Here is a 6,266-nt window from a genome sequence, read left to right on the forward strand (position 1 = left end):
ATATTTCAAATTCCGAACATTAACAGTCTAATATTCAAGCATAAATTCCAATGCTTCTTAAAATGAATTTTTTTAGAATGCTTTCTGAGCTTTCTAAGGGTATCTAGATACTTTCGAATTTACTACAATGATGTTTTACCTTAAGCGATGTATCTAATCCTTTAAAAAGGCCTTAAATGATCCGTAATAAAATTAAAAAGGCTTTATCATTTATTTTTGGAAAAGAGAAGATAAATCGGTTGTTTTTATAAATTTTTATAAAAAAGCACTTAGTTTATATTGCTAGAATGGTTTAATAGAGTTATATTACTAATAAATACATACGAACGGACATAGAAAAAGAACTCCAACTGTTTAAGGGTGCTACCAACACACCTTAAACCGTTCCCCCTATTCACGGTAGGGAAAACACTTGTCGAAGTTCTTTGGATTAACTTAAGTTATACGCTTATTCTAGTGTATATTCCTGCTTAATTCAAGGAAAAAATGTTTCCAAATACAGAGAACATTGAAAGGCATTGTTTCCCTTTACGATTTATAAGGGCAGCAGTGTCTTTTTTCTATCCGATAAAAAGGAGAGAAAAACAATGACAGTATTCGTGGAAACAGAGCAATTCAATCAGATGATTTCATACCAACCATTTGTAGAAACAAAGCAAGAAAAAAGGAAAGTTAAATACACTTTATTAGATTCTATTAAAGAAAGTATCGGAGATAAATGGGATCGTTTAAAGGAAGGAACCAGACAAACTTTTGACATGGTATGTTTCTTCAGTACAGAATTAGGATTCTTTTACGCAAGTGATGAATACCTGGCAAAACGGAATAAGATAAGTGATAGAACGGTTCAATATAGATTAAAAGAATTAGTAGATCTTGGACAAGTAATTAAAGTACATAGAAGAGCAAAACGGTGCAATGGCCGTGGAAAACCAATCTATTTATTTGTTAATCACCCATACTTTAAGTACTGGGTAAATCTATTGGGATTAACTATTAATTGCGATACTAATTGCGATACAGAAAATCCCAAAATCGATTGGGAGAGTAAGAGTGAAGACAGTAAAAATATTTCTACCTATGTATTACCAAAAAAACAAGAAAGTAATATATATATAGGCAATAATAAGATTGTTGAATATGTAGTTAATAGAGTTAATGATTCTATCAATAAAGGAACTAGAATTAAGTACCTTTCTAGTTACATAGATAAAATAATAACGAAATTAGAATGGCAATCTCTTTATGCAGAAAATAACCGACAAATAGCAGCTAAAAAGAAAAAACATGAAGAACTTTTAGCAAATGTAGAAGATATTTTAGAAATAAATAGACCTAAAAAAGTTCCCTTTTACAATTGGTTAGAAAACTAACAGGAGTGTTTATTTGCCCTCATAAGCGATTTTACTGTTGTTCCTTAACTTTTGTATAGGAAGAAAAAAACAACCGCCTTAAACGCTCAATATGGATCTCTAAAAAACAATAAGAACTTTTAATAATGATTTTATTTCTAAAAAAACGGCTATATCTCTACTATACATATTGATTAAAAAGTGATATCAGATATTTCTTTCAGGAACCCAATAGGCACAGCCTATTTAAACACTTTTTCAAAATGTGATATCAGGTTCCCTTATGCTCTTTCATAATTTGAAGTCTTTTAGAGAATCGGAAAATAAAAAGTACTTAAAATAATCGTGTAATAGGGAGAAAAAAAGAATTTATGAGTCAAGAATTGATAGGAAAACACATTAGATTTAATCCAATACACATCGATATAATGGATGATTTAATTAAGAATCAACCAGGGGTAAATAATAATGCAGAAGCTGTAAGATTTGCATTATTATCTTTAAAAGATCCTATTACAAATGATGATGATGTAAAAAGAAAAATCAATTCTATGGCCAAACAAATTGATATTTTAACGGAAATGGTAGCAGGCGGATTCCATGAACAAGGTGTAAATGTGGTAGGAAAATCGGAAGATACTTATATTTATGAAGATGCTAAAAAGAATGTAGAAAAGAAAATACAAAGATCAATAACCCTTAAATCGAATCCAAAAAGAAGCCAAACTAATGATCAAAAAGAGAATCGTCACTCAAGATTTTTTGACTAAATAAAATGCTAATATACATTTGTCTTCTTTTTTATGAAAGAGCATAAGGAAACTCGGGGTCACCCCTTCATAAAAAGGGGTTTAACAGGCTGTGCCTGTTGAGTTTCTATCCTTTCAAAAGTGGGGGCACTTTTCCATCTATTGATATAGCAAAGATATACTAAATATATAGCGAAGATATGCCAAAATATCTCTTGAGATATATTCAATAAATCATTAATCAAGAACATTATTTCTGTCTATTAACGCTTTTTATTTTCTTAAAACAGAGTAATAAGAAAAACTTTTTTAGGAATATAAAATTAAAAAGGCTTTTGGATAGTTATATCGAATTTTGTATTGAGGTGAGATATATGAGCGACGATTCAAAAGTATATTCCAGTAAAGAAGTTGCAAAGCGACTTTCTATTGAACCTGTTACGGTAAGAAAATATTCTCAAATGCTTGAAGAACATGGTTATTCTTTTAAGAAAGATGAAAAGAATTGGAGACAATATAGCGAAGATGATATTCGCTTCTTAGAATACCTTTCTAACCTCAAATCAATGGGAAAAACATTAGATGAATCGGTTCAACATGTAGCGCAATTATATCGCTCAAGTTTAAGCATATCGCAACCCGATACAGCGCTACAGACAGAAATAGAAGAAGAAAATCCCTTTTTACTTTTTATAAAAAGTCAGGAAGAATTTAATAAAAAACTCCTGGAAAGAATGGATCAACGTGATAAAAATTTAATGGCTGCTATCAGGGAATTACAAGAAACAAAAAAGCAAATTGCAGCTGCAGAAAAGAAAAAATGGTGGATGTTTTGGAAATAAAACATCCACCATTTTAGGTGTGCTAAACTATAAAATTAGCAAAAACTAAAGCTTATTTACAAGGCCCCAAATTTATTAATCGGATACCAGGGTTGCCGATCCCTTTTTATTAGCCGTTATATAGGGGTAACGACTCCTTTTTTGTTCGTCGCTTAAGGATTAGCGACACATTTACTCTAATTACTTTTAATATATCATATTAGTGTTTTTCATAACAAATAATCCCATGTTAAAAGAATAACAATGTCAAACATCTAGTTGGTTAGATTTCAGGAGAAAAAGAAAGGAAACGAGAGATTAACATTTAGATTATGGAGCTCAGTTTTTTATTATTTCCCAAACGTAAAAAGGCGGAATTTGCCCCAATATGGACAAATTCCGCCTTTTGTTTTTTTGATTGCTGTGGATAGGACAGATTATGTTAACTAGCCTTTAAAAGTATTATGTATTTTTCCCCTTAAATAGATTTCTAAAAAAAAAAGACCTTAGGCTTCTTTATCAATACCTAATTATAAAACTATTCAATAAGCATACTTTTATAATCAATATATTATGTCAATCTCATGGGACAGTAAGTTCCGGTAAAATATTCAAAACGCACTTTTTTTATTCAAAATGCATACTTTTGTATCTTCTATGTTATAATTTAATTATAATAAATTATAAAAATAAATTAAAAAAGACCAGAGTGTCTCACCACTCTGGTCAAAAAAGCTAAGTATCTAACGATATGATTGCTTGCTCCAAAAAATAGAATATCCTTTAGAAAAGTAACTCACTATGTCCGCGAAAACAGGGTGGGTTACTTTTTTATTGCTAAATCTATGATTTGAACTACTAATGTAATTAGAGCTAGAACAAACATTGCAGTATTTAAATCCATGATATCACCTCCAATCTTTGGAGGTTTAATCATATCTTCGATATCTTTTGCTTAATTACATTTTATCACACAATAATTCGAAACCCCTGTTCTAGAGAGAAAAAAATCTATTATTTTTAAAAATAATTGTACATTTTGCTATAAAAACATTTAAAAAAGTGATCAGTATAAATGTACGGTTTTGTTTTTTATGATTTTTCACTTTGTATTAAGATATATATTTAATGTTTTGTAAAATTAAACGGATTCTATTAATCTTAAATAAAAAGAGCAACTGACTATTATATCAGTTGCTCTTTTTATTTAAGAAAGATTTATTATGTTAACTGTAAAAAAATCCCCTTGGCTATATCTAATTAACTCTTGAAGTCTATATTTTTAAACTCCTAAAATTTCCAAACCCATGGTAAAATTGATAGAATATTGAATTGTGTCTTTTGATTAGGGGGAACAAAATGACTACTGGATTATTAGCAAGCGATTATAGATTACTAGCTGTACAGGCTATTTTCTCCGATGACAAACTTATGGAAATAGTTACTCTAAAAGGTGGAAATGCAATGCAACTATTAGAGCTTACCAATAGAGCATCGCAAGATCTTGATCTATCTATAAAACAGGGGATAAAAATGTCGGAGGAAATTGAAGGACCATTATTTCAGAAAAGCCTATCAAGAATTTTTCAAGAAAATGAGTTAGTTGTAATCGATTATAAATTTACTAGCAAACCAAAAAAATCAAAAAGTATTTTACCTCCTTTCTGGGGTGGTTATCATATCGAATTTAAAATTATTCAAGAAGAAATTTATGAGGCATTTAAAGATAATCCACAAAAATTATCTAATATGGCCGAAACGATGGAAGACAATAAGAAAAAGATTGAAATTGATATAAGTTTAGAGGAATATACAGAACCTAGAATAGAATTAGAAATAGGTGAATATACAATTTATTTATATAGTCCTTTAATGATAGTGTATGAAAAAATCAGAGCTCTTTGTCAACAACTTCCAGACTATATTTTAGCTTCAAAGGAAAAAACAAGAGCTCGTGATTTGTATGATATATATACAGCTATAATGAAATTGAAATCTGACTTTCGTGAAGAAATTTTAAATGAAAAAAATCTTTATATTTTAAAAGAAATGTTTTATACAAAAAAAGTACCATTTAATCTCCTGTTGAAAATAAGAGATTACAAAGAAGAATTACAAAAAGATTATGAGGAAAGAGTAATTCCGCAAATTCCAGAAGATGATACATATCCTGAATTTGAATTTCTTTTTGAATACAATTTAGAGCTTATCGAGCAGCTGCATAAATTAATCGCTTAAAATAAATTGTAATTTTGAAGGTTTTTGGGGTAATAAATCCCTATATCTTCATCTAATATTTTTTTTGGTATTTGATAATCTAAATAAAAATTTAAATTAGCCACGTCGCTTTTGTTTATAGCATCAAATACCATTCCTATTTGTGATAAAGAATAATCTGTTCGAGATAGATAAAAGTATATTGATTTTTCATAAAGATAAACATAATTTAATTTTCTCAACATACCTAAAAGCCGATTTACAGAAAGATCATCTTTAGCCCTTTCAAAAGCATTTAAAATTTCTTCAACACCACCAGAATACTTAGGTCGGACAACACAATCTATTAAAGTCCTTTCTAAATTAGTTAATCTGACAGAGTTATGCGTGTGTGGTGTTTTCTTTTTTATAATTCCTAGATTCCCTGTGTTTTTACCATTAAGTAAAAATACTTGGTATTTTTTTTTATTATACGAGAATTTTGCTATCTGATTTGTTCTTCTCATAGGTCTAGAAAAGGCGTAATCTATTTTTGCTTGAGTCAATTTATTTTCTGGATCAGAATATTTAGGAGTCTGTTCTCTGTTTATATAAATATCTTTTGGAATATTGTGTGTTAAATCATGCAAAAAAAGTGCACTGTAATGAGATATATATGATCCTGGATTTAAGCTTAAAGCAATTTCAAACGGGTGTACTTTGGCATTTTTTAAAACAAATCTTTCTGTCTTTTTATCATTGGGTAAATCAGCTTTTACTCTTTCTAGAACAAATAATTCTGTAATTAAGTGATTTAAAAAACGACTATATTTATAATTTTTTCTCAAAATTCTTTCTTCCTTCAATTCATCTAAAACTGCAATTAAATCCATTCTCGAAAAAACGGATTTTTTTTTGGATAAAAAATCCGTCCACCAATTTGAATCTAATTGAGTTTCAGATTTTTTATTGTCTCCCATAAAATCTTCTCCTTTTGTACTTAGTACTACTAGTATATATACTAGTAGTACTCAATACAAAAATCAAGTCATTTAACTATACTACTAGTATATATACTAGTAGTATAAGATAATCATTTTTTAGTCGATGTAAATGCTAATAGTATATATACTATTAGCATTGCCGTA

General features: G+C 29.0%; 5 protein-coding genes. 4 read left to right on the plus strand and 1 reads right to left on the minus strand.

Features of this window, described 5'->3' with window-relative positions; translation table 11 throughout:
* Window positions 1–587 precede the first annotated feature (587 nt).
* From NST77_RS25870 to NST77_RS25885, 4 genes are all read left to right on the plus strand, one after another.
* Window positions 588–1,373, plus strand: coding sequence for a hypothetical protein (locus NST77_RS25870; protein ID WP_341123934.1), 786 nt, complete (start codon window positions 588–590; stop codon window positions 1,371–1,373).
* A gap of 350 nt (window positions 1,374–1,723) precedes the next feature.
* On the plus strand, window positions 1,724–2,122 hold the full coding sequence (locus NST77_RS25875) for a hypothetical protein (protein WP_341123935.1): 399 nt from the start codon (window positions 1,724–1,726) through the stop codon (window positions 2,120–2,122).
* A 314-nt stretch (window positions 2,123–2,436) separates the two neighbouring features.
* Window positions 2,437–2,943: a DUF3967 domain-containing protein gene (locus NST77_RS25880; protein WP_445668922.1), complete on the plus strand. Its 507-nt coding sequence runs from the start codon at window positions 2,437–2,439 to the stop codon at window positions 2,941–2,943.
* A 1,338-nt stretch (window positions 2,944–4,281) separates the two neighbouring features.
* Complete coding sequence (locus NST77_RS25885; RefSeq protein WP_341123936.1) at window positions 4,282–5,160, plus strand: nucleotidyl transferase AbiEii/AbiGii toxin family protein; 879 nt, start codon at window positions 4,282–4,284, stop codon at window positions 5,158–5,160.
* Here NST77_RS25885 and NST77_RS25890 read toward each other — a convergent pair.
* Window positions 5,157–6,098 (minus strand): type IV toxin-antitoxin system AbiEi family antitoxin domain-containing protein, encoded by a 942-nt coding sequence (locus tag NST77_RS25890; RefSeq protein WP_341123937.1) that lies wholly within the window; start codon window positions 6,096–6,098, stop codon window positions 5,157–5,159. The genes NST77_RS25885 and NST77_RS25890 overlap by 4 nt on opposite strands.
* Window positions 6,099–6,266: the final 168 nt, after the last annotated feature.

Source organism: Niallia sp. FSL W8-0177 (genome assembly GCF_038006285.1).
GTDB lineage: Bacteria > Bacillota > Bacilli > Bacillales > Cytobacillaceae > Niallia > Niallia circulans_A.

Bases quoted from the DNA above. Each gene is read 5' to 3' on its own strand.
- NST77_RS25890 (WP_341123937.1), bottom strand. From the start codon at position 6,098: ATGGGAGACAATAAAAAATCTGAAACTCAATTAGATTCAAATTGGTGG.
- NST77_RS25885 (WP_341123936.1), top strand. From the start codon at position 4,282: ATGACTACTGGATTATTAGCAAGCGATTATAGATTACTAGCTGTACAG.
- NST77_RS25875 (WP_341123935.1), top strand. From the start codon at position 1,724: ATGAGTCAAGAATTGATAGGAAAACACATTAGATTTAATCCAATACAC.
- NST77_RS25870 (WP_341123934.1), top strand. From the start codon at position 588: ATGACAGTATTCGTGGAAACAGAGCAATTCAATCAGATGATTTCATAC.